Raw genomic sequence first — 24,371 nt, 5'->3', positions numbered from 1 at the left:
TACATTTTTTACATAATCAGCACAGTCCATGGAGGGAATATGCGCTTTAACTATATTGAATCCATTAACTAACTTATTCATCCCGTTTATGAAAACAAACCTAATCAAATCAGGGGTCATCACCCTGGCTGTGATGATGGCTACCACAATCGTCATCAGTTGCAAGAAAAACACGAACAATACTGATACCCCTACCGAAACAGGATCAGTTTTAACCAAAGCAGAACAGATCGGAATAGCCAAAGCTGGCTTTTCGCCGACAGGGGCTTTCAAAGCAGATGGCGGATACATCGTGGAAGGTGATATCTTCCTGAAGCCTTCAGATCTGGTTACTCAGGCAGCCCTGATTCAAGAACTGCAATCCGGCAAGGCAGTTACGGAGCAGTATAAAACCACCTTCCAGGTTACCGGATTACCAAGAGTACTGAAAATCAAGGTAAGTGCAGGAGCTGCACAGAAAGTATTTACAGACGCCACGACAGAAGCCATTAAAAGGTACAATGACCTTGGCCTGGAGTTAACCCTGACTTTACTCGATTCCGCTTCGGCGACAACCGAAGACATTCTGATCAAAGGAGAAACCTTTAGCGATCCGAGAGTTTTAGGACAATCGGCCGGTTTTCCCGATGCCAATGGAAACCCTGCAACGCCGATTAAACTCAGCAATACCCATTACAATAAAGACTTTACCAATAATAATCTACTGGCAACCGTTGTTGCCCATGAAATCGGACATGCGATTGGTTTCAGACATACCGATTATGCAGACCGGACCTATAGCTGTGGTTTAACGCCATGGGAAGCTTTTTTAAGGCAGTTGGGCATCAGTGTGGGTAATGAAGGCGATGGCGGAGTTGGCGCCATTCATATTCCGGGAACACCGGTAGGTGGGGAACCAGGGTCATGGATGCTGGCCTGTTCTGATGGAACGAATCGTCCTTTCACCGCCAATGATGTTGTTGCCATCAAAGCCTTATATCCAAAAACGAATTAATTATTATTTCAGCTGCATCCGCTGATGCATTTTACAAAGAAGGAGTTGCCGCTGTTCATCCGATCTACCCATGGAAGAACTTGTGGCAACTCCTTTTTTGATTCGCTTTAATCCCGCAATGTAGTCAGGTCAACTGCCGGTTCCGGCAGGTTCAGCGCATTGATTTCGTCATAAACAGAAGCATTGACGGTAAATCCCCAGGCCTTAAAAAAGGAAACCAGATTTTTATTGCTCAGCTTGCTGGCATTGATCATGAAAAGGCGTTTCTCTTCCTCGTCATTGGCCACACTAATCACATTTTCGCGGTAATATTTATGAACTTTAATAAAGAAAGCATCTCCGAAGGCCAGGTATAATTGCTGGAAAAGGCCCAGTCTCGTGATCAGACTTGTACTGCTGGCTTCATAAATCCGGCTCGCTGCTGGCTTGGCTAAAAAGGTCGTTACATCATTCCATTGTGCGACAGTTAATCCCGGTGATGTGGGTTGAACCACCCTTCTCGCTGCCAGGGTATAAATATTCGGCATCACCTCGCCTACTACGGAGTTCCAGGTCCACTGGTGCATCTGGTGCTGATGTCCGAATTCATGCCATACCCCCCATCCGTTGGTCTGAAGGTCTGAAACTTTCAATATCCTGGAAATGGAAGCGGTCACAATGCGGATCCGGTAAGAAGTGGCATCCATATAACCGGAAGTCCTTTCTGTTACCATGATTTTCAATTTACGGGAAGCATTCGTAACGGAACTGTTGTCCATTCCACTAAAATCATCTTCTGCTTTTAAAGCGGTATCAATTAAACGCAGGGCCAGGTCCTGGTCTTCGTTTTTAAACTCCAAAGCTTTGGCTTTTGAAACCACCAGAAAAGCACGGTTTGCCACCAGGATGGCATTTTTAGAAGTGGTATCGGTATCACTGGCCAGGGCATCCAGCCATTCCTGATGTGTCGTCTTTCCAAGTTCATAAAAAGGCATTCCAAGATGTCCGCTGTTAAAGGTAATCTTCAGCTTTCCACCTGAAGGATTGGCGGAAGCATACTTAATGTACAATTCTCCTGCATTTGTCGGGCTGATGGAATTATTGCCTGCCTGAAGGTTATAAGTCGTTACCGTTCCCCGGTCATAGGAGCCGACCATTAACTGGGGAATGGCAGAAGAAGCCGTCAGGACCTGCACATGGATAGACAGTACAACACCGCTTTTCACCCTTAGGCCCACCGGATCGAAATCCGCCGCCTTTAAGGAAGTTTTTAAGCGGCTTTGTTCTGCCTCTGTTGTTGGCTTTTCATTAAAAATCCATTCCGTCTGAGGGGTCAAAACCGAACTGGCTCCGAGGAGCTGCAAAGCAGAAACTTTGCGCTGCTGCACTTCTGCAGGCGTATCCGCTTTCTTGCAGGAGAGCAGTATTCCGGTTAAGATGAGGACAGTAAGCAGTGCTAAGCTCCGTTTACAGAATTTCTGACCGGCATACCGGTTCTGTTTCATTACTTTTTTCAAGTCAGGGTGATTTGGTTAGTAAGTTTATGGTTTACCGAATCTATTTGATTAACAGCGGAAAAAAGATGAAAATTCTAAAGGAAAGGATAGAGAAATCCAAAGACATCGTATTTTAGTACCATCAAACGACAGACATGAAATTACCAGGACTTATCCAGCATTTTTACCGGCATTATGTAGTTTATACCCTGCTTACGCTATTGCTTCTTGCCTGTAGCCCAAAGATTAAGCCTGATTCCATACTTCTTCGTCGTGATTCCATACTTCGGGTCGGAACTACCGGTGATTATCCGCCCCTGACCAGCTTTGATACCCTGACGGGTAAATTTACCGGCGACGAGATCAATATGGCTTTGGCCCTGGGCAAACATCTCGGTAAAAAAGTAGTATTTGTAAAAACAAGCTGGAAAATGCTGACTGAAGACATGCTGGCCAACAAATTTGACCTGGCCCTGGGCGGGATCTCCGTTAATGCCGCCAGATCAAAACTGTTTAACTTTTCCAGCCCCCTCCTTCTCGATCGTAAGGTGGCTGTTTTCCGTTTGTCTGACCAATCCAGGTTCCTGGATTTTAAATCTATAGACCAGCCAAATGTCAGGGTGATTGAAAACATTGGAGGAACGAATGAAATCTTTGCGAAACAACACATCCGCCAGGCAAACCTGCAGGTGATTGCCGACAATCAGCAGGTTTTTAAAGCCTTATTGAGCAACACTGCGGATGTCATGTTTACGGATGAGACTGAGGCAAAATATCAGCAAAAGAAACACCCGGAGCTTTCCTGGCTTTCTCTGGATGAAGAAATCAGCCCTGCTTATGCAAAGGCCATCATGTATGCTAAGAAAGATACGCTCCTGCTGCAAACGATAAATAACTGGCTAAAGAAATACCATTAGAATGATATTGGTAACCGGCCAGGAGGAGCAGCGGGGAATTTTAGGATTCGCGCATGAGGCTGCTCAATTGTTGAAATTGACCAGCCTCATCTTCAGTTTAGCGTGGTTCTAAGCTTACCTGTCGCAGTTGCAATTGCCTCTTGCATCACAATATCCGCTTCCCAGACCATCATTTCCTCTGCATGACAAGTCGCATTCGTGATCCAGACAATAGTTAGGTCCCATACCACCCGATATTGCTTTCAACTCGGCACGGCTCAGTTTTTTTACATTTAATGATTTTTCCATTGTTTTAAGTTTTAATTTGATTTTGTTTTGTTTAGTAAATCAATATACGAATTATTTACATTAAAAGAAAAAACAGCGATCATTCTTTACTATTCCCTATTTTAGAGAAAAATAACCGTATGTTTTTTCAGTTTAAGGAACAGCTGCCACATCTGGCAAAGTATTGGGATGCCCTTATGGCGATGCACCAACGTATTGAAGTTCCGGCAAAAACCATTCTTTTAGCCGAAGGCGAGGTTTCAAAGAAATCTTTCCTGATCGAGAAAGGTTGTTTAAGGGTTTGGTTTAACAACAACGGTAAAGATACTACCTTCCAGTTTTTCTTTGAAAACGAGGGTCTCTCTTCTCTTGAAAGTTTCCGGAAAAATATTCCCGGCATGTTTAGCATCGAAACGGTAGAACCGTGTATCCTTCATGTGCTTCAAAAGAAGGATTTTGACCGGATGATGGATCAACTGGAGCAAGAACCGGCCGTCCTTAAAGAAATGATGAATGTGGTGATGGAAAGACAGCTGCACTATATGAAGGAGTTTTTATCTTTTATCAGAGATAGTCCGCAGGAGCGCTATTTAAACCTGCTCAGGGAAAAACCAAAGCTGATTCAGCGCGTTCCCCAACATTATATCGCCTCTTATTTAGGAATTACTTCTGTTCATTTGAGCAGGATTAAGAACAAAATCCTTAAAGACAGGCAGATCTGATTTGATAACATATGTTATCGTCTGCGATTCTTATTGCCCCTATTTTTGTTAAAAAAAAGGACATGAACCTGATAGGTTAAAATCATTATTAAGCACACCGCACGATAATTATTCTAACCATCGAAAGGTCAAAAAAACAAAAAATATGAAAGCAGCAATATTGAACGCCCTTGGCGAAACGCCAAAATATGGGGAATTTACCAGTCCTGTTCCAAAAAATGCCGGGCAGCTCCTGGTCACCGTAAAAGCAGCCTCTGTAAAAAACCTGGATAAAGCAATCGCCAGTGGCGCACATTACACCAGTCATGCAGCTTTGTTTCAGCCTGTGGTGGTCGGCGTAGACGGCGTTGGCATACTCGAAGACGGCAGCAGGGTTTATGCCGCAGGTCTTCAGGGCATGATTTCAGAAAAAGCACTGATTGATAAAAACAGGTTCGTCCGCCTGCCCGATCATCTTGACGTAGTCACCGCCGCCGCATTACCCAATGCCGTTCTGGGAGCTGCCGCAGCATTGCGTTACCGTGCAGCAGTTAAACCCGGAGATACGGTATTGATCAATGGCGCAACCGGCGTTACCGGTAGGATTGCGGTCCAGATTGCCAAACATTATGGCGCCAAAAAAGTCATTGCTACCGGTAGAAATGCAGCTTCCCTGGAAAGCCTGAAAGCCCTGGGTGCCGATGAAGTCATTTCCCTAAAACAAGGTGATGAGGAAATCCTTCAAACACTCCGGGAAATACACCGGAATACCCCTATTAACTCAGTGATTGATTATTTATGGGGCCATCCTGCCGAACTGATCCTAAAGGCATTGGGAGGAAAGGGCAAATTCACCCATCCCCTGCGTTTTGTAACCGTTGGAGGAATGGCCGGCGATCAAATCCAGTTGTCGTCCGGAACGCTTAGAAGTGCCGACATCACCTTAATCGGTTCGGGAATTGGTAGTTTATCGGAAGAACTGATGCAAAAACTCTTCAAAGAGGTTTTACCGGAAATGTTCCTGCTTGCTGCCGATGGAAAACTAAAAATCGATACCGTAACAGCTCCGCTTAAAGAAATCGAAACCGCCTGGAACCAGGACATTGATTCGGGAAAAAGGCTGGTGATACTGATGTAATTAACCTCTGAAAAGAGGCATCTTATAGCTCCGGGTTCTGGGGCGTCACTCATGATCTCCGGGCTATGGGTTGTCCTGGTCGCATCCGGAAAGGATGGTACCATTAAAAATGGTAACCGAATAAAGAAGGAGAGAAATAACGATCCTAATGAGGATATTTTATTGAGCAGAACATCTTATCCTTTTAACGACTCAAACACACTATTTAATAAACCGGTAAAAATTTATATCTTGTTATTAAAATTCAAACGTTATGCGCCCCCGCTTCCAGGAACCGAAATGATCTCCGGCAATGGGAAAATAGAACAAAACACGTATTAACTTTCAAATTTAAAATGATGAAACTAACTTCCATAAAATTGATCCGTACCACAGTATTGGCTGTGATTTTAAGTAGTGGTGTTAACGCCGCATTTTCACAGTCGGCCGTTACAGACGAAGCCGAACTGACCAAATTGCGTACTGCCGTAGAAGCAAGCCCGGATAGCATCAAAGTGCATCAGGCTTATATTAAAGCGATAGGTATCAAAGATCCTTCACTGGAAAAGCAATACACTTTATGGACGAAAAAATATCCAAAATCCGCGATGGTTCCTTATGCTTTGGGGAAGGCCTTTATAAATAGAGAAGACCCGAAGGCAAAACCATGGTTACTTAAAACGGTAGCAATAGATCCCAAATTTGCTCAGGCATGGAGTGATTTATCTATAGATTCCGAACGTTGGGGTGAATTTACTGCGGGAAGGGATTACATGGCAAAAGCGACAGCCGCTGCCCCTTCCGATCCGAACTATGCCTTTTACCACGCCTCCTCTTTCAGCAAAGTTGACGAGGCGAAATACAGAACATTGAGTATGGACGTTGTGAAACGTTTCCCAAATCATGAACGCGGAGCACAGGCCTTGTATTGGTTGGGCTCGCGTGCCAGGAATACGGAAGATAAGATCAAATATTTTGAACTGTTACACCAGAGCTATGCTCCGGAAAAGTTCAACTGGTCTGCCAGCGGGATGATTTCTTATTATAACGTGCTTTTGGGAGAACAACCGGAAAAAGCATTAAAACTTGCCGAAGAAATGGCAGGCTATCCCAAAGACGAACAACAATGGACAAACTTCAGTAACCAGGCAAAATTGCTGACAGAAGCTAAAAAACTAATCGCTTTAAAGAAAGGCGCAGCGGCTTTGGCTCTGCTCAACCAGATTAAACTGCCGAGGTACTTCAGCTTTAACAAAGAACTACCCGTCTTAAAAGCGGAAGCAAATGCAATTGATGGTAAAAATGATGCAGCATATGATAGCCTGATCGTTGCTTTTGCCAAAAGTCCGGCTGTTAAACTAAAGTCAATCATCGGCAGCTATGGCAGCCAGCTTGGTAAAAATGAGCTTCAGATAAATGCGGACAGCTGGATGCCATTGCCCGCTTAGCGACGCCTTTTACCTTAAAACGTTACCTTACTCCCGGCAATACTTCCATCACGGACTACAAAGGAAAAGTGGTTTTACTCACCTACTGGTTTCCTGGATGTGGCCCATGCAGGGGTGAATTCCCTCATTTCGAAAATGTAGTTAGAAAATTCAAAGGACAAGCTCTTTCCTATGTAGGGATCAATATCGTTTCCAGTCAGAATGATTATGTGATTCCCTTTATGAAATCCAGTGGTTACAGCTTCACACCGCTGGAGGATGTCAAGGGTAGAGACAAAGGAAATATGGACAACCGGGGTGCTGCGCCGGTAAACTTCCTTCTGGACCGTGAAGGAAGGGTGATCTTTTCCGATTTCAGAACGGATGGGGACAATGAAGATGAATTAGAGCTGATGATTTCCACCTTACTTGCTGGAAAAAAATAAGTTGATGGGTAAATAGTTTACGATATCACCCAATTCAATGCAATCCTCCGCCAAAATCACTTAATCAATAGACAAAATCATAAACAAAACAATGCTGTAAAATGCGTTCTTTGAAATGACCAATAATAAAATTCAAAGAAAATCAGATGTCTACCCTGGAAGCAAAGATGAAGATCGATCTTAATGACCAGCAGTCATTATGGATCGGGTTGAGAGCAGGAGAAGAACCTGCACTTTTCAACTTATATAAACAACTCTACAATCCCTTGTTCAACTATGCTTTTATTCTTTTTAAGGAAAGGGAGAACGTGGAAGATGCCATTAACCAGATGTTTCTGGAACTCTGGGAAAACAGGCTGAGCCTCAAACCCGTAAGCAATGTAAAAAGCTATCTCTTTACTTATTTACGGCGTAAGATCAGCAGGGAAAAAGCGGTAATCAACAGAGTTGTCCTGCCAACAGTGGAAACCTTTGAACGATCCATCATGGATTACATCATTGAATTACAGGTGGAAGAAGAACTTAGGGGCAGTATATTTAAAGCCATCAACAAGTTAACAGGACGACAAAAGCAGCTGATCATGCTCCGGTTCTATGAGGATCTGGAATACACTGAGATTTCAGAAAAAACGGGCCTGGCGACACAAACCGTTTACAACAATATCCATCAGGCCATCAAGATTTTAAGAACCGATTTAAAAATCCCGATGTACATCCTGATCTGGCTCCTCAAACGATAAAGAACCTGGCCCTCAAAAGATAAAGAACCTGGCCCCTCAAAAGATTAAGGAATCCGACTGCTCAAAACACAGGAATCCGGCGCTTTGAAATACAGGAAAGAGGATCAGGATTGCTCCCTGCCCCTCTTTCCTGTATTTTTCTTCTAAGCTGATCCCCGCTAAGGGTTAACCAATAAAAAATCCTTCTTTGCAACCCTGAAAGTATCCGTAGATAAGGCTTCCGGAAGATAAAGGCCCTGAAAAGCAATTGAGCTTCCTTTTTTCACCCTTTTGACCACTGATTTTTGTTCCGTAGATTTAATCAGAAGCCTGCGGTCTATGCCATCGACATCGGTATAAGTCAACGCTGTGGCTACATTACCCCGCTCTGCACTGCCCCAGTTGATGAGGACAGAATCAGGGTTAACAGACGTAGAAACAATATTTCTGTTTAAAATTGAATTCTGGTAGTTGTTGCCATAAGCACTTCCGGCGATGGTCAAGCCTACAGATTTATTCCCAATCCGGTCTTCAGTAAATACGTTAAATAAATAAGAACCTTCGGCCATCGGGTCCAGAAGCCCTTCGTACACCCCCGTAGCTGAAGCCGGCAAAATAAACTCTTTTGTATTTTTACCGGCATTCCAGTGAATGATGGTTTTAACGGCTGTTTTATTTGGCGGAAGGATCCAGGTCAGCCTGATCCGTTCTTTACCTCCTATGACCTTTAAGGAATCTACACGGGTGGCATAAATGAGCTCCCCATTCTTCACGTATTCTGCAATGGGATCTCCCATTTTGGAACAGGCAACCAATGTAACGGCCAGTAACAATATGATGATATATTTCATGATGCGTAATTCTTAATTGATTTATAATTCAGGTTGTCCCCAGAACTGTAGTTCCATAATGTGTATAAAGTCGGTGTTAGACCAGTTTTGAAGCATTTTAAGACGGATGTACCTGACTGATGGGTTATTGATATCGAAATTAAACTCTTCCCCTGCCTGCGCATACTTGATGTCTTCAGATGAATTCTGCCCATTGGGAAGTCCGGAAGGCTTCAAAGATTCATATTCACCGAGTTTAACCCAATTTGTCCAGCTTCCATCCGAAGGAGGGTCATTGGATCCCCAAAGTTCAAACTTCCGGACATTGCCATGGTTAAATTCATAATAGTTTTCTCCACGCTGATACTCTTTAAAACGGCTCAACTTCGCCTTGGTTCCAAGATCAAAGGTGAACCAAAGCGGTAACCCCAGTCCGGGATTGGTGTGAAAACCAGTTCCACCGGTAGAATTGTTCCATAGGTTTTCCATCACCCAACCATATCCATCACCCCTATCGGTAGGGAGCTGCACTTTTTTGAATTTTGTGCGGTCAAGCCTGATTTCCAGAATGGGTGTAATCTCTTTAAACAAGGTATCAGACAAGTTGCCAAAACGGTCCCTGATGTAAGCACCTACCCGTATCGGTTTCGGCTCATATCCTCTGATACTAAAATTCCCCAGTTTTGCTTTCGTATAATAAGTATCAATCGCGGCCAGCTCCCCATTTTTATCCGGCATAATCACCACAATGGCAATATCCGATTCGTTTTTGTTTTTAAAGGCAACATTCATTCCTCCGAAATCATCTTTTAAAACCAGTTCTTTAAAGGCCTCTGTAAAAGGCGGACTTAAAGGATTTACCGTAACCGTTACGGCATCCGACAAGTTCTCTCCTTTATCCACGGCATACAGTTTCACCTCATAAGCTTTGACCTGCCCGAAGCCATCCACAATCAGGGAATCATTACTATAAGAAGCTTTTACTTCCCTTTTTACTCCCGGCCGGATTTCATATTCTGCCATGATGTAAGACAGGTCATTGTCTGCAGGAATTTTATAGGTAATCTTTGCCGCGCCATTTTTATTCGTTACGACAACACCTGTCACCACTCCAGGCTTCTGTCCGTCTTTAAACAAGGGTTTATTCAATCCGTTGTCTTCCTTACAACCATACATCATGGCGAATAAAAGCACAGGAACCATTAATTTATATATTTTCATAATGCTGTTTTTCTAATGTCTACCAACCAATATTTTGAGCCAGATTTCTGTTGACCGTAATGTTACTTTCCTTGATCGGCCAGAAATAATCTTTCAGGGCGAAGGCCTGCACATACAATGTTTTTTGCCGGTAATACCCTTCTGGTGTTGCCTGTTCCAGATCCCATCCTTTTACCGGTCCATTGAGCACCGCAGGCGCTTCCTTCCAACGGCGAAGGTCCCAGAAGCGGCTCCCTTCAAATGCCATTTCGATCAGCCTTTCCTGATGAATGATCTCTCTTAATCCATCTTTTGATCCTGGTTTTGAAGGATTTGTTGAAAATGCAGTCCAGGATTCCACCACTCCTTTTAATCCCGCCCTGTTCCTCACTTTATCCAGATACTGGTACGCTTCCTGTCCCGGCCCTTTGACTTCGTTCGCGGCTTCCGCATGCATCAGGTACAGGTCGGCAAGGCGGACAATTGGCCATGGATAATCCAGGACCCGGTAATCCGAATCATCATTAATGACATTTAAATAGCTGACCAGCTTTTTGGGCCAGTATCCCGTTACGGAATAGAGCTGCGCTCCCTTTCTTGAGGCTGTCCCGCCCGCCCGGGCTTCTATAGGCCAGACATCGCTTCCATCTTTAAACTTCCCCAGACCATACCAGATTCCTCCGTCAAAACCCAGATCCGCATAAAAACGGGATTCTCTGTCGAAATGCAATTCTACCGTCTTATACCCCGGTTTGATATAAAACTTCTCATTTGTGGTACCCGTTCTCAGGTTTAAGCGGTTGGCATAATTCCAGGTTTTATCCTCCGTAATGGGTACGCCATTGCGGGTATAGAACAGCTCCGCAATCTTAATCGGTGGTGCAAGAATAGACTGTACCGTTTCATTCAGGAATTTTGAGGGGTCTAACCTCGCCTGGGCTTTCCTTTGCAGATCGTAAGTACGGCTATTGGAAGCCCCCCAAATCTGTTCCGTATTCCACCTTTCCGTCACGGCATTCTGAATGCTCAGCGTTCTTAGCGTTTCCGGAGAAAGTGCCCCGGTGGTTGCATTGGGTATAAATTCATATAACTTAATACCCGCACTTTCTGCTACAGAAATCGCTTCGTTACAGGCCAATAAAGCGCGTTCCCATTTTTTCTGATCAGGAGCCGGATTAAAAAGTACTGTTCCGTCCGGGCTCTGCAAGCTGGAGAAATCAGGATTCCCATTAAAAAGGGGACTGGCCACAAGCACCAGCATCCTTGCTTTAATGGCCAGGGCAATCGGTTTGGTAATCCGTCCGAGATCTGTGGTCGGCTTATCTAATATGCTGGGTAGATCTGTTGCTGCTTCATCCAGCAGTCCGGCAAGGTAATCTGCACATTTATCGATGGGCTGCCGAAATACTTTGACCTCTTCAGGCGAAGCCGAAACGGGCATATTTTTATCAATGATGGGAATTGGCCCATACATTCTCATGAGGTAGAAATGGTAATAGGCTTTTAAAAATTTCACTTCTGCACTCCATTTCTTCTTCTCAAAATCACTCATATCCAGCACGGAATTGATGTTTTCAAGAAAAATATTGCAGTCCCTGATCCCTCTGAACAAAGGTTGCCCCAGATTCTCTCCATCCCAGAAGTTGAGATAAGGACTGGTGATGCCCTGCTCCCCCTTTGCAATGCGCCAGGCAGTAGGGTCAATATTTTTAATGTTGTCAAAAAACCAGTATTCATCGCCCGCAAGCATGGCCGGGTTTTCACTGGGAGAGCCTTCTCTTGGCAGGTAAGAATAACAGGTAAACAGGAATTTTTCTGCCTGCGACCTCATAGAAAATGCGCTGCCGATAGTGGCGATATTATCAGGAACCACATCCAGGTATTTTTTACAGGAATTCAGCGTAGAAAGTACGATGATCAGGATTAATATATTTAGTTTCTTCATTTCTTTAATTGTTAAAAGGTCACATTAACACCAAAATTGAATACCCGTTGAACCGGATAATTGAAGGCATTACCGCCCAGCTCAGGGTCCCAGAGTTTGAATTTGCTAAACGTGAGCAAATTGCTGCCATTGGCATAAATCCTTAGTTTCTGAATGTAGAATTTGCTCGTCATTTTGGTAGGAAAGGTATAGCCCAATTCTACCTGTTTTAACCTGAGCAAAGCGCCATTTCGCATAAACCAGGTACTCGTCTGACTGTTATTGGCAATATTATTCGTCGATAAGCGTGGCCACAGGGCATATAAATTGCGGTTATCCTCAGACCAATGACTGTTTGCATAAGCCGATAACAAAGCCCTGCTATCGTTAATAAAAGGAGAAGTATCTCCATTTCTAGCCAGATCACCATCCGTTTGATAATTGGTAATCCAGAAAGAAGTGCGGCCCAGGCCGTTAAAGAAACTTGAAAAATCGAAGCCTTTATATCCTACAGAGAAGCCGAATCCATAGACAATCTCCGGAGAGGTCGGGAAACCAAGACCAATTCTATCGGCGGGCGTGATTTGTCCGTCGCCATTCAAATCACGGTATTTGATATCGCCGGGCAAATAGGTTCCGAAAGTCTGCACCGGAGAATTTTTAATGTCTGCTTCGTCTATAAACAGGCGTTCGGCAATGTATCCTTCCTGCTGATTCAAAGGGCGGCCCACCAAAGTACGGTAAGCTTCTGCATATTCAGGTTCTTCTACTTTAAGGTAGCTGTTGGTGGCATAGGTAAAGTTTGCGGTCCCACTTACAAAAAAGGAATTGTCGAAGCTTTTGGTATAGTTGACAGAAGATTCAAATGCTTTAGATCTTGCCTGACCAACATTTGCCCGCACTCCCGCAGATAAACCCATGGTAGTTGGAATAAAGGCCCTGTTCATCAGGATGCTTTCCCGTTTATCGGTTGAATAATCCGCAGTGATGTTAAAATCTTTGATCTGCAGGTCGAAACCGAGATTGAGTCTCCTTGCCGTTTCCCAGGTGATGTTCCTGTTGTCGTACCTGTTCACCGATACACCCGGCCGGGAATATTCGAAATTTTGCCCGAAGGTGGCCCCTCTGTCTCCATTATTCAGGTTAACATCAGAAAGGTAAAAGAAACGGTCGCTCTGATCGCCGATCGCGTCATTTCCGATTAAACCATAGGTCGCACGCAGTTTAAAGCTGGAAACGATCTTCTTCAGTCCGCCCCAAAACGGTTCATTGGAGATGTTCCAGGCAATTCCTGCCGATGGAAAAAAGCCAAAGCGTTTATCCTCAGAAAAGCGCTCCGATCCATTGTACCCAAAGTTCAGCTCTGCCGTATACCGGCTGTTATAGCCATAAGAGAAACGCCCTGAAAAACCAACATTCCGGAAAGGAAGGGAAGCTTGTAATGAGCCGGAATTGGCCGCAATGCTATTGCGCAGGATGCCGACCAACATGCCACTGATGGCATGTTTACCTCCAAAAACCTCATCATAATTCAGTGCTGTTTCCATATAGGAAGAGGTAGAAATCTCTTTTGAGCCTTCCCTGTAATCCAGGGTTTCGGTTCCGCTTGATTCGTTGAGTACATTTAATACATATTCATTCGTCGATTTATCGTAATTGCTTAAATTATAATAGAAAGGATTATAAGTTCTTTGCACATCGAAGTAAGACCTTCTTTGTGTACTGGCCATCAAACGTGCTTTTAGTCCGGGGAAAAGGAAACCAGACAGGTCTTGTTTAATTTCTATCTGTGCCAGCATCAATGACCTTGAAGAATCTTTATACCCTTTTACCATATCCGCGTAGGGGTTCAGAAAACCACCAGTCTCCGAATTCCCAAACAGGATGTGCTGTGTATGCTGGTGGGCTGCATCGGGTGCATAATAAGGAAGGAACAATACCGGATTGGTATTCATAATTTTCTTATACACCCCTGTTCCCCCATCAACGGGTCCGGTATAGTCATCGAAGTTTCCATAAAGCCTTACCGCCATCTGGGTAGTTGGGGTAATGTTGACATCCACATTGGAGCGCAGGGAGTAAGAGCTCAGTTTGATGTTATTATTGAAATTATTACGGCTGTCGACCTTCATAATCCCGTTGTCCTTATTCATCGTTCCGGTTACAAAATAGCTGGCTACTTTACCCCCGCCCGTGATGCTTAAATTGCTTCTTTGGTTCTGCGTGGTTTTCATCAGCAGGAGGTCCATCCAGTCTGTAGCAGGATAAACGACTGGATTAATTCCCGCAGCCGTAGCATCAATTTTATTCTGCGAATAGAGTAATTTCCCTAAAGGATCTCTGGTAGAGATCGCCTCATTATGGAGCTGCATAAAAGTAATGGGATCAGCGAGATCTATATTTTTAGTGGGCTGTGACAGGGAATAATTATGTTCAAGATTAATTCTCGCTTTCCCATCGTATCCCCTTTTTGTGGTCACAAGGATAATCCCGTTTGCTCCCCTGGCACCATAAACAGCTGCAGAGGTCGCATCTTTAAGGACAGAAAAACTGGCAATATCATTAGGCTGCAGGCGGGCGAGGTCCGTTGCCGTCAATTCCAGTCCGTCAATTAAAATCAGGGGTTCTTTTTTATAGCCGAAGGTTGCCGCACCGCGGATAAAAAACTCCGCATTGTCCTGTCCTGGTTCTCCACTGCGCTGATAGGCAATCATCCCCGCCACACGTCCGGACAAAGCAGTGGTGAGGTTGCTGGAAGGAACCTTTAGTTCAGAAGGTTTAATCGTCGTAATCGCACCGACCACACTCTCCTTTTTCTGGGTTCCAAATGCCACCACCTGAACCTCATCGAGTGTAGAATTGTCTTCTTTCAGCGAGACATTTACAATGGGCTGATTGGCGGGCTTCTCTACCGAAATGTAACCCACCATTTTGAAAACGAGGATAGCATTTGCCGGTACTTTAAGAGAGTAACGCCCATTCACATCTGTACTCGTTCCTACACCGAGCTTAGTTTTCACATAAACGGAAACTCCCGGAAGCGGTCTTTGCAGGCTGTCCATTACTACGCCCTGAATCAGCGTATCTGCTTTTACTTTCTGCACAGGCAGGGCTTTTTTCTCTGGTTCAAAGGAAAAGTCTTTCCGGGGGAGGACAGCAACAAGGTTCTTTGAAATGTTGAAATTAAGCCCTGATTTTGTGCTCAGTTCTTTTAACAGCTGAATGATGTTTCTTTCTTTCTCTGCCATCGTAATCGGGACTACCTTTTTCATGTCCTCCCGGCTATACGAAAACCGTAAATCGGAAATCCGCTCGATTTTGGAGAATACCTCCAGAATGGGTTCTTTATTAAAGCCGATGGAAAAGACCTCCTTTTTTTTCAAGCCCGTTGCCTGTGCTGTTGAGGTCGTCAGGATCGAGGGACCAGTCAGCAACAAGAGTAACAGTAAAAAGGAGAAAAAATCGTCCGCATGAAGTAGCTGCTTTTTTCTCATAGAATTAGAATGATTTGGTTGGTTTATATTTGGTTAATTAGGTTTTGAGGGAATTATGGTAATGGCTCGAAAATGATGTGCTGCTCCTCATCAATCCTCCAGCTCAGGTGGTTGATATAGGCAATGGAACTGAGGATATTGGAAAGCGACTGACCGGAATAATCACCAGTGATTTTCTTCAATTCGCCATGACAACGACTGATATCGATTTCAGCTCCATAGTATATCTCCAGCTTATCGATCACGTTAATGGTATTGCTGTCGTTGAAATTGAGCTTTTGCTCCAGCAGTTCTGTCAGTTCCTGTTTGCTGACCGTTCTTTTCTCGGCAGCTCCGGTTTTGTTGCTGACCAGCATCATCGTTCCCGGCTCCAGAAACCCGACCTGCTTACTTCCGGGTGCCTGTACTTTTACATTTCCGTTGACCAGAATGACAGTGGATTGCGCTGTGTTTTTGAAATCCCTGACATAGAAAGCAGTTCCCAATGCGGTAGTCGTGGTATGCTTACTATAAGCGATGAAAGGTTTGTCTTTCTGAGGGAAAATCTTAAAAAACACTTGCCCGTAAACGGCGACTTCCCTGAAGTCATCATTGTAATCATCAGAGATGACCAATTTCGCACCTGGATAAATAATGGCTTCAGTACCATCTGCCAGGGTAATACTTTTCTGGCTTCTCCTGCCTGATTCGATAGATTTCCCTGCCAAATTCTCATAAGTACTCACCAGCTTGCTTTTCGCTTTAAAAAGAAAAATAGCCGTACTCAATACCAGTAACAGGGAAGCGGCAATCCCGATCCATAACAATGGCTGGCTTGTTTTAACCTTTGTCCGTTGCTCCTGCTCCAGCTTTTCCTGCTGTACTTTTCTAAACAATGCGATGAAGTTGAGCTGCTTCGCTTCGATCAGCTCTTCCGACATCTTCCCTTCCAATAACCGCATGTACGATTTTGCTTTTTCAAACGTCTTTTCATTCTGAGGATAATGGAGGAGCTGTTGTCGCCATTTGTCGGGAATGCCCTGACTTTCCGTTAAACAGTAATCTATAAATTCAGTATCGTTCAGCAATTCTTCTATAGTAAGCTCAGGCTTCTTCATGAGTATATCATATGGTTGATATTTTATAGTGCAGAAATGAGCTTCGGTTTACTTGTTTTTTTTGATAAAAATCACAAACAACTGATAATGAGATCAATTATTTCAAAAATTCAAGAGTAAAGCAGTTCTTACCATACCTCAAGATCAGCGTAATTTATCTTCCTTATGTTTGTATATGCCCAGTGTTAAAGCGCTAAATATTTAGGAGGCACAGCTGGGGGAACATAATTTTCAAGAAAAAGACAGCAATTAAAACAGGATTTGATATGGAATTAGGAATAGATAGTTTTGCAGCGAAGTTTAATATAGATGGGCCGGATGCCCTGAGTGATGCCACAGCAATTGCTCAGCTACTGGAAAGAATTGAATATGCCGATCAATCCGGAATTGATGTTTTCGGAATCGGGGAACACCACAGGCGTGAGTTTCTGGATTCAGCGCCCAGTAATATCCTGTCGGCCGCGGCAGGCAGGACAAAAAACATCAGGTTAACCAGTGCGGTAACAGTTTTGAGTGCTGCTGATCCGGTGCGTGCTTTCCAGGATTTTGCTACCCTGGATCTGATTTCTCAGGGCCGTGCGGAGATGGTGGTTGGTCGTGGTTCGTTTACGGATGCTTTCCCCTTGTTTGGTTATAAACTTCAGGATTACGATCATCTGTTTACCGAGAAACTCGATTTATTACTGCAAATCCGTGACCATGAAAAAGTAACCTGGTCGGGTCAGTTTCGCCCTGCTTTAGTCAACCAGTCGATCTATCCAAGACCGGTTCAGGACAAATTACCGATCTGGCTTGGTGTTGGTGGTACGCCACAGTCATTTGCCCGTGCAGGAATGCTCGGATTGCCATTGATGGTCGCCATTATTGGCGGGCAGACACACCAGTTCCGCCCGCTGGTAGATTTATACCGTAAAGCAGGAAAAGAAGCGGGCTTCTCAGAAGATCAGCTAAAAGTGGGTATCCACTCCTTAGGATATGTTGCCGAAGGAAGTCAGCAGGCACAGGATGAATTCTATCCCGGATATGCTAAATCCATGACCAATATCGGCAAGGAACGCGGATGGCCACCAATGACCAGGGATCGTTTTGAATCTCAGTTAGGCCCTGAAGGTGCACTTTTAGTGGGTAGCCCAGAAGAAATAGCTGCAAAAATCCTTAGGCATTCGGAAGCACTCGGTGGTGTATCGAGGTTTACTTTCCAAATGGATACCGGGAATTTATCCCATGAGCAACAACTTAAATCCATCAATCTGATCGGTACAGCGGTAGCACCATTGTTAAAAAAATAATCAGGAGGGCGCGGAGCGTCTGGATAAAGGGGCCGGGCCGGAATTTTTCTGCCCGGCCCTTTTTTTGGTAAAAAAAATCATTTTACCGAAGGCAAAAAATGAGTTTCATATCCGGTTAATGTGTGTTTTCTTACTTTTCATCTACGATTAATGAAAAAGAGGGCGTTCAAAGGTCCTCAGAATCAATTAAGGATCAATCAACCCCCTATTACAGATCATCAGGAGTTCAATAGAATGTAAACGGAAATAAAGCACAACTGATCTGCAATTTGTTATTTCTTTAGGGATATCCGGCTATTGATAAATTTCCCCAATCGCTCATAGCCGTTCTCATTTGGATGTAAGCCATCACTGAACAAAGATTCTTCTATTTTTTGATTTGAATTTAAAAAGAGCGTTCCCGCATCTGCGTACTGCATCCCTTTCTTCTTTACAATCAGGGCGATTTTTTTGTTGAGATTAGAGATCCTCAGCTCCATGCCCCGGCGGGGTAGAATTCCCATACATAAAACACCTGATTCCCTTTGTCTTGAACGTATGGCCTTCAGCAGAAAATCCAAACCTCCCAGAAGCTGTTCATCGGTATTAGATTCCAGGTTATTGGTACCAATCATCAGTACAATGTGCTGAGGAGAAAAACCATCCAATTCGCCATGGTAGACCCGCCATAATACGTTTTCAATCCGATCCCAGCCAAAGCCCATGTTCAGCACCTTACGCTGACCGAAATATTTAGACCAGGATTTTGTTCCGTTTGCAACTGCTGCCTGAGGTAGTCCTCCCCAGAAATGAGTGATGGAATTTCCCATAAAAACAATTTCCGGTTGCTGCGCAGCGGCGTATTTGAGTACCTCCTGATGGCGCGTTTCCCAATCATAGGTAGCCGCATCTCTTCTTTGGGTACGTGGAATCATGCTGGAATAATTCCCTTCGTCTTCGTTAAAAATCTCTTTGATTTTCTTTTCGTAGGCCTTTGCATAATTCATCATGCCCAGATCATTCGGATGAACCCCATCCACCATACTCTCTATATCCTGCCCTATTTCCTCTTTTGAAAGCAGGTAAATATTCTTTACGCCTGCTTTTTTCAGGGAATCGACCGTAAAATCCATTAAGGCATTCACCCTTTCATATGCTGTTTTACGCATCGGCTGCATCTCTCCATCCGAATATCCATCATGTTCCGTTAAGAGGATGGGAGCCCCCGGGCGTTTGAGCTGAATCATGGTTACCGCATTTGCAATTCTTTTCCTGATCGTATCGTCTTTCATCGCCGGGCCGGTCATATTTGGCAGACAATCCAGCACATATAACCGCGCATCAATCTGTGTAATATAATCCAGTACTTCGGGTTCCAACATTCCATTTCCCGAGAAACCAAGATTAACCATAGATCTGTCCAGCTTTCTTCCCAAAATGGAAGTCCAGGCCATTCCAGGGCGCGAAGCACATGCGCCCTGTGCAATGGAAGTTCCATAAACAACAATTGGCTTTTCCGGATATACCGGCAATGCCTTAAAATTACTTTCTTCCGGAACCTCAATTTCGATCCAGTTCAGGCTGTTGTATAAAGGTAGATACAGCGTATATTCTCTGTCCTTCACCTGCTGATCTGTTCCGGAAATGTGATTAAACCGATAGCTGATGGTATCCCCAAAAGCAAATTTCCCTGCACACCAAAGCCATTTCCCGTCTTTATCTTTAGCATATAAATCGACACCACTTACCCCTGTAGCCGGCATATGAGGCATCTGAAGTGCAGCTTTAACTGCAAATTTCACCACAATATTTGTTGCATTAGTCCTGAATCGTAAATTCAGTCCTGCACTATTTTCAGATAAATTCCAGACTGCCTTCCGAACCTTTTTTTCCGCGCTGGCAGGTAAACGATCGTATGCGCTTTTAAAGCCCTCAGACCAGCCTCTCCCCTGTATGACATTTAAGGTATCTTTTATTGGGTTCCACGATTTAAATGCATTCGTATTTTGTGCAGCGCAAAAGCCACAAAACATCATCGTCAGGATCAGGATTAAAAAGTATTTTTTCATCTTTTGGAATTTATAGCCCATATTTTAGCTAAAAATAAAGATAAGATCGAATATCTATTTCTGAAAATTTATCCATGCGGGAGCATGGCAGGAGGAAGAAAAACGGGGAATAGGTCCTGCAACAATTACAAGGGCAGAAAGACAGAGAAGCAAGTTCCGTTTTTCCCGTCACTTTCCACCTGAATACTGCCATCATGCAGCTCTACAATTCTTTTGGTCAGGTACATTCCCAAGCCCGTAGTAGGTTCGCCCGCGGTTCCCGGTCTTTTGGCACGGGTAAATTTATCAAAAATCTGTCCCTGAATATTTTCAGGGATTCCGATCCCATTATCTTTCACCACCAGCTTCAGCATATTGTCTGTAATCAATGTAGACAACTCAATTTTCCCATGCTGATTGGTAAATTTAATGCTGTTGGAAATCAGGTTGTAAATCGCTCTTTTAAACTTGGGGCGGTCCATTTTAACCGATTTACCAAATCTCAGATCTGTTTGCAGCTCCAATTGCTTTTTTTCCAGTTCTGTAGAAAGACCAGCAGCACATTCTTCGACCAGCTCATCGAAATTCTCTACAGAATAATTCACCATTTCCTCGAAAGTCTGTTCTGTCAGCAGGATATCTTCGATTATTTTCTGTGCGAAGTCGCAGCTCTGGTTTAAATAATCTACCAGTTGTTTATTTTCAACCAGGATCAGGTTTTCCTGCAACATGTTCCCTAACATTTTAATCGAAGCAATCGGGCTTCTCAGGTCATGGGCCACAGACTGCAACGAAAGCCGCTGACGGTTAAGGTTGGCATGTAAATGATTCAGGATATCATGTTGCGAGATTGTACCCAAAAAAACCTGCTGATCATAGACCATCAAAACATCATGTCCGCTTCCTTTCATCACCTCCAGCACTTTACTGATCTTATCTGCTTTATCTACTGTTGGTTTCGGACTTAAACAGTCCATAATGATCATATGGTGTTTTCTGGCAAGATCCACGGAGGTCAACACCCCTATCGGCATATTCTCATCCAAAACAACAAGACCGTTTGCTATTGCCTGATGACCACGGGCAATGTGCACTCCCTGATAACCATCAAGACTCGCATAATCATATCTAATAAGAGAAGCTATATTCATAAATCAGAGTCTTTAAAGACGATATCTTTCACAGAAATATTTACTTTGAAATTCACGCTGATGAGTTCTCCTTCTGAGATAAAAGGAAACACATTATTTTGCAGAATCTGGATTACTTTTTCTTTTGAGATCTTAGCAAGAATGTTCTTATGGACAAAAATGGTTTCAATCATGCCATCATTAATATCAATAATCTCGAAACCATTGGGCACGAGTAATTCAAATGATTTAGAAAGTCCTATTTTCCCCTGTACCGAGTTTTTTGCAAGCACCAGAATATCCTGAAATGGCGGGAGCTTTATTTCCTCGAAACTTAAATTAATATTATAGGTCCTATCCACTTCATTCATAAAACGATTTTTTAATTAATTATTGAATCAAATATACATTTATCTACCAAAAAATAGACATATTGTATGTTACTGCCGCCTTTTCTTTTCCTATTTCTTAATCGTATCCCCGAACAGTTTCAAATTCAAACCTTTATAAATCCGGTAAGCATCTACCTTCCAACCTGGCTATTTTGTTGAATTCGCAGGCCCTCTGCATAGATTCATCCTCAGGCAAAACGCAGAATGTATAGAAAAGGTTTAGCTTATTTTTTATTTCGGAAAGCAAGGATCTCCGGACCATTTGCTTCTGCCCAGCCGATGATTCCGGACAATTGCTGCATCAGGCTATGCCCCAGCTCAGTAAGCTCATAATCTACCCTTGGCGGCACTTCTGCATGAACCTTTCTTTTGATAAAGCCATCTCCTTCCAGGTTTCTCAAAGTGACAGTCAGCATCCGGTGAGAAATGCCATCAATCTTTTGAATCAGCTCACTGAACCGAAGTTTCCCATAAGCACCCAGGGCATAAATAGACAAAATGCTCCACTTATCGCTGATCCTGGCAATGACATCCCTCACGGGACAAATCTCATTGGCAATGGTATTCGCATTCTGAAAAATTTCCTGTAACTTTCTGTTGTCTTTAAAGCCCTCATTCCCAGCAATAGTTACACCGGTGTTATTAGGTAACGCTGCTGTACCTTCTTGTTTATCCATTGGTTACCTCTTATTATTGTATTACTAAAAGTAACTATTGAAAATAAAATACAGAAAAAAATGGCAAATAAAATTTTAGTAACAGGCGCTACCGGTGCAATTGGTAAGGCACTAATTAAAGAACTTCAGGCAAAAAAAATCCCCTTTCTTGCGGGAACCAGAAATGTAGAAGAATCTAAAGCAAAGCTTGGATTATCAGATGAGCTGGTTCATTTCTCTTTTGATGATCCTTCTACCTTTGAAGCAGCCACTGCCGGTGTAGATAGCGTTTTCCTGCTTGGCCCTGCTATGGTTTTGGAAATGGACCAACTGATCAATCCTTTCCTAGATTTTCTAAAATCAAAAGGCATATTAAGGGTAGTTTATCTATCCGCTTTAAAATCGGAAGAGATGGGCGAGCGCATGTCCTTTCATCTAAAAACAGAAGCCAGACTGGAGAAAGATGGTTTTGATTACACCATTCTAAAGGCTTCATTCTTTGCACAGAACTTCAAAAATTATGAATGGGAAAACATTATGCAGAGAGGGATTACATTCGCCACTGCCGGTGATGGTAAAGTAGGTTTTATCGACGTAGCAGATATTGCAGCTACCGCTGCTGCAGTGTTGACTGAGGACGGTCACTCAAAAAAAACTTATGAGTTAACCGGTCCGGAATCCCTGACTTATTTTGACGCGGCTGCGATCCTTACCGAAGTGACCGGTAAGACAATTGTTTATCCTCAGCCAAGTCCGGAACAATACATCGCTGTGCTTAAAGAAGCAGGTGCCCCTGATTTTGTGGCACTTTACATGAACTCAGTATATTCTGTGATTGCGAATCACCATGTAGGCTTTACGACCAATGATGTCGAAAAGGTAACCGGAAAGAAACCAAATACACTGAAATCAGTCATCAGTAACGATTTCCAGAATTAGAGATCCAATATTTCTATACTTAAAAAAACGCGCCCGGTTGAGCAATGTCCCAATCGGGCGCGTTTTTTTATAGCGTTTTTTACTAGCAGAAAATCCTAAAGGCGGTTAGAATTCCATATCTTTAAGTAAAGCTTATTGTAATTTTATGAAAACGCTATTAAAATTAACCCTCCTCCTCTTCTTATTTTCTTCCTGTCAGTCTACCCAGAAACTCTTTGACAAAGGAGAATACGGTAAGGCTTACTATGCGGCGATCAATGATTTAAAGAAGAACCCTTCAGACGCCAATGCACAAAGGATTCTTCCCATTGCCTATCAGGAAGCAGCGACAAAATATCAACAGGACATCGCTGCAGCAAAAGACAGCAAAGGTAAAAAAGGCCAGGTTTTGGACCTGGTTTACGACGGCTATGAATCCTTACAAAAAATGTACGATGCCGCAGCAGATCTGAAAGCAGAAAGCGGTGCTTTCCATCCAAAGAACTACCACAAGGAATTAGAAGGAGCTGCTTTAGCTGCCGCCGATGCCAGATACAACCGGGGAATAGCGCTATTGGCACGTAAAGACAAGGTTAGCGCCCGAAAAGCTTATGATCTTCTGAAGATTGCCGATACCTATGTACCAGGTTATAAAGATGTCATCCTCAAAAAACAAGAGGCTTACGACGCGGCAATCACGAATGTAGTGGTGAGTAAACTTGATCAGCGCTTTGGCTATTATTCTATCAACGGCAATTTTTTCGAGAACGACATTTTATGGAACCTCAATTCTATTGGAGAACGAAGTTATTATAAGTTCTTTGGCCTGTCCTACGGGCAGCAATCCGACATCAGGGTTGACCAGTTTATGGACATCAATATGTACGACATCTGGTTTAGCAATCTGGCCACCAATACTTATTCTTACAATGTCTCCAAAAAGATCCCTGTAAAAAGTGATAAAATGGCCGGATCGGAAAGTAGCAAAACAATTTCTGCCACCGTTTATGTGACCCGAAGGGTGATCAATTCAAGAGCGATAATGGATTACCGCATCACGGATGCGCATACGCAAAAATTAATAGCTTCGGACCGGATTCCTGCGCAATATACCTGGGAAAGCCTTAGCGGCAGGTATACCGGAGATCCCAATGCCCTGAGCGCAAGAGATCAGGCCATTATCAATGGGGTTGCCAATAACAGGCCCAGTTATGATGACCTGTACAGGGAATTGACGCGACAGATCATGAGCCAGTTCAATTTTTCCATGAGAGATCTTTACCGTTAGCATTTATAAAAACAAATTAACCCATCAAAAAGCCGCTCCTCACCTTCGCCTTTTTATGTTGTT

The 24,371-nt window shown here is 43.6% G+C and carries 21 protein-coding genes; 10 read left to right on the top strand and 11 right to left on the bottom strand.

Annotation, left to right across the window (positions count from 1 at the left end):
* Positions 1-88 precede the first annotated feature (88 nt).
* Positions 89-994 carry a M57 family metalloprotease gene (locus BLQ87_RS06390; RefSeq protein WP_074605303.1) on the top strand — a complete coding sequence of 302 codons (906 nt, stop codon included), beginning with the start codon at positions 89-91 and terminating at the stop codon, positions 992-994.
* A 107-nt stretch (positions 995-1,101) separates the two neighbouring features.
* On the opposite strand, the gene BLQ87_RS06385 is transcribed toward BLQ87_RS06390, so the two are convergent.
* On the bottom strand, positions 1,102-2,490 hold the full coding sequence (locus tag BLQ87_RS06385) for a M60 family metallopeptidase (protein WP_143010358.1): 1,389 nt from the start codon (positions 2,488-2,490) through the stop codon (positions 1,102-1,104).
* Positions 2,491-2,624: 134 nt separating this feature from the next.
* Between BLQ87_RS06385 and BLQ87_RS06380 the strand changes: the two genes are divergently transcribed.
* Positions 2,625-3,386 (top strand): transporter substrate-binding domain-containing protein, encoded by a 762-nt coding sequence (locus BLQ87_RS06380; protein ID WP_083361719.1) that lies wholly within the window; start codon positions 2,625-2,627, stop codon positions 3,384-3,386.
* 114 nt (positions 3,387-3,500) lie between these two features.
* Here BLQ87_RS06380 and BLQ87_RS33700 read toward each other — a convergent pair whose 3' ends face one another.
* Complete coding sequence (locus tag BLQ87_RS33700) at positions 3,501-3,674, bottom strand: bacteriocin-like protein (RefSeq protein WP_172664836.1); 174 nt, start codon at positions 3,672-3,674, stop codon at positions 3,501-3,503.
* A 119-nt stretch (positions 3,675-3,793) separates the two neighbouring features.
* Here BLQ87_RS33700 and BLQ87_RS06375 point away from each other — a divergent pair, with 119 nt between their 5' ends.
* The 5 genes from BLQ87_RS06375 to BLQ87_RS06350 all read left to right on the top strand — a co-directional run bounded on the left by BLQ87_RS06375 (position 3,794) and on the right by BLQ87_RS06350 (position 8,084).
* Complete coding sequence (locus BLQ87_RS06375) at positions 3,794-4,375, top strand: Crp/Fnr family transcriptional regulator (RefSeq protein ID WP_074605301.1); 582 nt, start codon at positions 3,794-3,796, stop codon at positions 4,373-4,375.
* Positions 4,376-4,520: 145 nt separating this feature from the next.
* Positions 4,521-5,492 (top strand): quinone oxidoreductase family protein, encoded by a 972-nt coding sequence (locus BLQ87_RS06370; protein WP_074605300.1) that lies wholly within the window; start codon positions 4,521-4,523, stop codon positions 5,490-5,492.
* A gap of 335 nt (positions 5,493-5,827) precedes the next feature.
* Positions 5,828-6,919: a tetratricopeptide repeat protein gene (locus BLQ87_RS06360; protein ID WP_143010357.1), complete on the top strand. Its 1,092-nt coding sequence runs from the start codon at positions 5,828-5,830 to the stop codon at positions 6,917-6,919.
* Positions 6,898-7,344 (top strand): TlpA family protein disulfide reductase, encoded by a 447-nt coding sequence (locus BLQ87_RS06355; protein ID WP_083361718.1) that lies wholly within the window; start codon positions 6,898-6,900, stop codon positions 7,342-7,344. Before BLQ87_RS06360 ends, BLQ87_RS06355 begins: the two co-directional genes overlap by 22 nt.
* Positions 7,345-7,490: 146 nt before the next feature.
* Positions 7,491-8,084, top strand: a complete 594-nt coding sequence (locus BLQ87_RS06350; protein ID WP_074605296.1) for an RNA polymerase sigma factor — start codon at positions 7,491-7,493, stop codon at positions 8,082-8,084.
* 158 nt (positions 8,085-8,242) lie between these two features.
* Here BLQ87_RS06350 and BLQ87_RS06345 read toward each other — a convergent pair whose 3' ends face one another.
* Genes BLQ87_RS06345 through BLQ87_RS06325 form a run of 5 tightly spaced genes read right to left on the bottom strand, consistent with a single transcriptional unit; the run spans position 8,243 to position 16,608 of the window.
* The gene (locus tag BLQ87_RS06345; RefSeq protein WP_074605295.1) at positions 8,243-8,914 is read right to left on the bottom strand and encodes a DUF4998 domain-containing protein; all 672 of its coding nucleotides are present in this window, start codon (positions 8,912-8,914) and stop codon (positions 8,243-8,245) included.
* A gap of 21 nt (positions 8,915-8,935) precedes the next feature.
* On the bottom strand, positions 8,936-10,114 hold the full coding sequence (locus tag BLQ87_RS06340; protein ID WP_074605294.1) for a DUF5000 domain-containing lipoprotein: 1,179 nt from the start codon (positions 10,112-10,114) through the stop codon (positions 8,936-8,938).
* Positions 10,115-10,133: 19 nt separating this feature from the next.
* Complete coding sequence (locus BLQ87_RS06335; protein WP_074605293.1) at positions 10,134-12,038, bottom strand: RagB/SusD family nutrient uptake outer membrane protein; 1,905 nt, start codon at positions 12,036-12,038, stop codon at positions 10,134-10,136.
* 11 nt (positions 12,039-12,049) lie between these two features.
* The gene (locus BLQ87_RS06330; RefSeq protein ID WP_083361717.1) at positions 12,050-15,511 is read right to left on the bottom strand and encodes a SusC/RagA family TonB-linked outer membrane protein; all 3,462 of its coding nucleotides are present in this window, start codon (positions 15,509-15,511) and stop codon (positions 12,050-12,052) included.
* Positions 15,512-15,564: 53 nt separating this feature from the next.
* Complete coding sequence (locus tag BLQ87_RS06325; RefSeq protein ID WP_074605292.1) at positions 15,565-16,608, bottom strand: FecR family protein; 1,044 nt, start codon at positions 16,606-16,608, stop codon at positions 15,565-15,567.
* 266 nt (positions 16,609-16,874) lie between these two features.
* Between BLQ87_RS06325 and BLQ87_RS06320 the strand changes: the two genes are divergently transcribed.
* The gene (locus tag BLQ87_RS06320) at positions 16,875-17,897 is read left to right on the top strand and encodes an LLM class flavin-dependent oxidoreductase (RefSeq protein ID WP_074605291.1); all 1,023 of its coding nucleotides are present in this window, start codon (positions 16,875-16,877) and stop codon (positions 17,895-17,897) included.
* Between the two features lie 272 nt (positions 17,898-18,169).
* Here the strand turns inward: BLQ87_RS06320 and BLQ87_RS06315 are convergent, their stop codons facing one another.
* From BLQ87_RS06315 to BLQ87_RS06300, 4 genes are all read right to left on the bottom strand, one after another.
* Positions 18,170-19,945, bottom strand: coding sequence for an SGNH/GDSL hydrolase family protein (locus BLQ87_RS06315; RefSeq protein ID WP_074605649.1), 1,776 nt, complete (start codon positions 19,943-19,945; stop codon positions 18,170-18,172).
* A gap of 125 nt (positions 19,946-20,070) precedes the next feature.
* Positions 20,071-21,075 carry an ATP-binding protein gene (locus tag BLQ87_RS06310; protein ID WP_074605290.1) on the bottom strand — a complete coding sequence of 335 codons (1,005 nt, stop codon included), beginning with the start codon at positions 21,073-21,075 and terminating at the stop codon, positions 20,071-20,073.
* Positions 21,072-21,425: a hypothetical protein gene (locus BLQ87_RS06305; RefSeq protein ID WP_074605289.1), complete on the bottom strand. Its 354-nt coding sequence runs from the start codon at positions 21,423-21,425 to the stop codon at positions 21,072-21,074. Before BLQ87_RS06305 ends, BLQ87_RS06310 begins: the two co-directional genes overlap by 4 nt.
* Before the next feature lie 245 nt (positions 21,426-21,670).
* Positions 21,671-22,123: a winged helix-turn-helix transcriptional regulator gene (locus BLQ87_RS06300; RefSeq protein ID WP_083361716.1), complete on the bottom strand. Its 453-nt coding sequence runs from the start codon at positions 22,121-22,123 to the stop codon at positions 21,671-21,673.
* Positions 22,124-22,183: 60 nt separating this feature from the next.
* Between BLQ87_RS06300 and BLQ87_RS06295 the strand changes: the two genes are divergently transcribed.
* On the top strand, positions 22,184-23,041 hold the full coding sequence (locus tag BLQ87_RS06295; RefSeq protein ID WP_074605288.1) for an SDR family oxidoreductase: 858 nt from the start codon (positions 22,184-22,186) through the stop codon (positions 23,039-23,041).
* 145 nt (positions 23,042-23,186) lie between these two features.
* Positions 23,187-24,308: a hypothetical protein gene (locus tag BLQ87_RS06290; protein WP_074605287.1), complete on the top strand. Its 1,122-nt coding sequence runs from the start codon at positions 23,187-23,189 to the stop codon at positions 24,306-24,308.
* Positions 24,309-24,371 lie beyond the last annotated feature (63 nt).

Source organism: Pedobacter steynii, from assembly GCF_900103665.1.
In the GTDB taxonomy this organism is placed as follows: Bacteria; Bacteroidota; Bacteroidia; order Sphingobacteriales; family Sphingobacteriaceae; genus Pedobacter; species Pedobacter steynii.
Note: the sequence above shows the minus strand (reverse complement) of the source record. Positions and strands in the feature narration are given on the sequence as shown.